We start from the raw sequence: 2,700 nt of genomic DNA on the forward strand, positions 1-2,700 counted from the left end.
CGGCGACGTTGTAGGCGAAGGCCCAGAACAGATTGCTCTTGATGGTGCGGAGGGTGCGGCGGGAGAGTCGGATCGCGTCGGCCACGACGGTCAGGTCGCCGGAGACGATCGTGATGTCACTGGCGGCGATCGCCGCGTCCGTGCCGCCCCCCATCGCAAGGCCGAGGTCGGCTGCGGCGAGGGCCGCGGCGTCGTTGACGCCGTCACCGACCATTGCGACCACGTGGCCATCGTTTTGGAGCCGGCGGATCACTTCGAGCTTCCCGGCGGGGGTGACGCCGGCGTGCACGTCGGAGATGCCGACCTCAGCGGCGATCCGTGCGGCCGTGGTGTCGTTGTCGCCGGTGAGGAGCACCGGGCGCAGCCCGAGTGCGCGGAACAGTGCGATGGCGGTCGAGCTGGTCGGCTTCACCGTGTCCGCCACGCCGATCGCGCCCAGGTACCGCCCGTCGCGGCCGACCGCGATTGCGGTACTGGTACGAGCGAGCGTGTTCAGCTCCGCTGCGGCCTCCGACGGTGGGTGGATGCCCCACTGCTCGGCCAGCCAGGAGGCGCGGCCCGCGACCACCGCGGCGCCGTCCACGATCCCCTGCACACCGAACCCGGCGTGCGAGGCGAAGCTGTCCGCATATGCACCAGGCGCGGTGGCGGTGATCGCGCGGGCGACGGGATGCTCGGAGCCCGCCTCGACCGCAGCGGCGACCCGCAGCAGCTCGTCCCGGGTGACACCAGGGGCGGGGTGAACGGTGGTGACGGTCATCTTGCCGGTGGTCACGGTGCCGGTCTTGTCGAGCACGATGGTGTCGACGGTGCGGGTCTGCTCCAGCACCTGCGGTCCACGGATCAAGATTCCCAGCTGCGAGCCCCGGCCGGTGCCCACCAAGAGGGCGGTGGGGGTGGCGAGGCCAAGCGCGCACGGGCACGCGATGATTAGTGTCGCGACCGCGGCGGTGAACGCTTGTTCCAGCGATGCCCCAGCGATCATCCAGCCGACGAAGGCGGCGGCGGCAAGTCCGATGACGATCGGGACGAACACGGCCGACACCCGGTCAGCGATGCGTTGCACCTTGGCCTTGCCGGTTTGGGCTTCCTCCATCAGCCGGCGCATGCGCGCGAGCTCGGTGTCGGCGCCGACCCGGGTGATTTCTACGGTGAGGCGGCCGCCGACATTCACCGTCGCTCCTACGACACGCGACCCAGTCGTCACCTCGACGGGGACTGATTCTCCGGTGAGCATGCTGGCATCGACGGCGGAGGCACCATCGATCACCAGCCCGTCGGAGGGAATCTTCTCCCCCGGTCGAACGAGCACAGTGTCTCCGACCGACAGCTGCGCGACCGGCACCATCCGTTCGGCGCCGTCGACGAGCTGCGTGGCGTGCTTCGCGCCCATCTCCAGCAGCGCCCGTAACGCCTCCGACGATGATTTCCTCGCGCGCGCTTCGGCATACCGCCCGGCCAGGATAAAGACGGTGACCAGCGCGGCCACTTCCAGATAGATTTCGTGGCCCCCGGCCTGCGGGGTACCGACGAGGGTGAACGTCATCGTCATGCCGGGCACGCCTGCGCCACCGAAGAACAGCGCGTAAAGGGACCACCCGAATGCGGCGATGACGCCAACGCTGATGAGGGTGTCCATGGTCGCCGCGCCGTGTCGGGCGTTGACGGCCGCGGCCCGGTGGAACGGCCACGCGCCCCAGACCGCCACCGGGGCGGTGAGAGTGAGGGCAAGCCACTGCCAGTACTCGAACTGCAACGCCGGGACCATCGACAACACTGCCACCGGCAGCGACAGGGCGGCACTAATCAGCAGACGCCGCCGTAGCGCCCCGACCTCGCCGTCCTCTCGGTTTGGGGTGTTCTCATCGATATCACCGCTCGGTGGCGGTGCGGGGAGAGCCGCCTGGTACCCCGCGGATTCGACGGCGGCGATCAGGGTGGCAGGGTCGACGTCGTTCCCGCGAACACGTGCTTTTTCGGTGGCGTAGTTCACCGTTGCTTCCACACCGGGAAGCTTGTTCAGCTTGCGTTCAATCCGGGTCGCACACGACGCGCATGTCATCCCGGAAATATCGAGTTCGACGTCGACCGCGCTCATGCGGGTGCGCCGGCCAGGGTGTAGCCGGCCTCCTCCACCGCGGCCCGCACTGCGGCGGCATCGATCGGGGTCAAGCTGTGGATGGTGACGCGCGACGTACCGCCGGCGTTGAGGTCTACCGTGACATTCTCGACACCGTCGATCGCAGTCAGCTCCTCCGTGACGCTCGACACGCAGTGCGAGCATGTCATTCCGGTCACCAGGACGTCTTCTGTCACCGTCGCCGCGGTGGACGCGGGTGCGTCTGTCGCTGCGGACGTGGCGCAGCAAGCGCAGCCGGCGTTGGTGTCTTTCAGGCCGAGGTCGATGCGGTCGGTCATGATTTGCTCCTCTGGGGTCGGTGCGGGATCAGGAACGGACGAGCCGTGCAATCGCGTCGTTGGCCTCACGAATCTTCTCTGCGGCAACCTGGCCGCCCTCTGCGCTCGCCTCCGCGACGCAGTGGCGGAGGTGATCCCCGAGCAGGGATAGAGCAACCGTCTCCAAAGCCTTCGTCGCGGCGGAGACCTGCGTAAGGATGTCGATGCAGTACTTGTCTTCATCGACCATTCGGGCGATCCCTCGTACCTGACCCTCGACGCGACGCAGCCGCTTCTGGAGGT

Annotated in this window: 3 protein-coding genes; all 3 read right to left on the minus strand. The window is 68.1% G+C overall.

Going from position 1 to position 2,700, the window contains the following annotated elements:
• On the minus strand, positions 1–2,098 hold a 2,098-nt coding region (locus D8Y23_RS16375; protein ID WP_164878293.1), incomplete at its 3' end, for a heavy metal translocating P-type ATPase.
• Positions 2,095–2,418, minus strand: coding sequence for a cation transporter (locus D8Y23_RS16380; protein ID WP_058233654.1), 324 nt, complete (start codon positions 2,416–2,418; stop codon positions 2,095–2,097). The genes D8Y23_RS16375 and D8Y23_RS16380, both read right to left, overlap by 4 nt.
• Before the next feature lie 28 nt (positions 2,419–2,446).
• The coding region (locus D8Y23_RS16385) for a metal-sensitive transcriptional regulator (RefSeq protein WP_164878294.1) at positions 2,447–2,700 on the minus strand (254 nt) is incomplete at its 5' end.

It is taken from the genome of Microbacterium enclense (assembly GCF_004022425.1).
Lineage (GTDB): Bacteria > Actinomycetota > Actinomycetes > Actinomycetales > Microbacteriaceae > Microbacterium > Microbacterium enclense_A.

Coding starts and splice junctions, on each gene's coding strand:
- D8Y23_RS16380 (WP_058233654.1), bottom strand. CDS start 2,418: ATGACCGACCGCATCGACCTCGGCCTGAAAGACACCAACGCCGGCTGC.